Annotated in this window: 1 protein-coding gene; it reads left to right on the top strand. The window is 67.1% G+C overall.

Features of this window, described 5'->3' with window-relative positions:
* Positions 1-215: 215 nt before the first annotated feature.
* Positions 216-523 (top strand): 2Fe-2S iron-sulfur cluster-binding protein (locus AB4Z35_RS30240; RefSeq protein WP_442101193.1); only part of this gene is annotated, 308 nt, incomplete at its 3' end.

Raw genomic sequence — 523 nt, forward strand, 5'->3', positions numbered from 1 at the left:
GTGTATGTCAGGCACCCCACGGGCGGTCAAATGCCGGCGCACTACGGGAAGACCCGGAGTCCGCCGGCAAGCCGCGCCCGCGCTGGGTTCCAGGCGGGGAAGACGGCGCCGGACCGCGCCAGCGGTCGCGCATTGATGGGGCATATCACCTGGGCCGAATATTGCATGAAAGTGGCCGGTGCTATGTTTCCGCCATCCCCGAAAGAGAGAAGACCATGGAGACGCAAACCATCCGCTTTTTCCACCGCGGCCAGGTCCAGGAAGTGTCCGACGCCCCGGTGACCCGCACGGTCCTGCAGTACCTGCGCGAGGACGTGCGCTGCACCGGCACCAAGGAAGGCTGCGCCGAAGGTGACTGCGGTGCCTGCACCGTCGTGATCGGCGAGTTGCAGGATGGCGGCGACGTGGCCTTCAAGGCCGTGAACGCCTGCATCCAGTTCCTGCCCACGCTCGACGGCAAGGCCCTGATCACCGTGGAAGACCTGCGCCAGGCGGACGGCACGCTCCACCCGGTGCAGGAGGC

The organism is Pseudomonas sp. KB_15, from assembly GCF_052114525.1.
Classification (GTDB): Bacteria; Pseudomonadota; Gammaproteobacteria; order Pseudomonadales; family Pseudomonadaceae; genus Aquipseudomonas.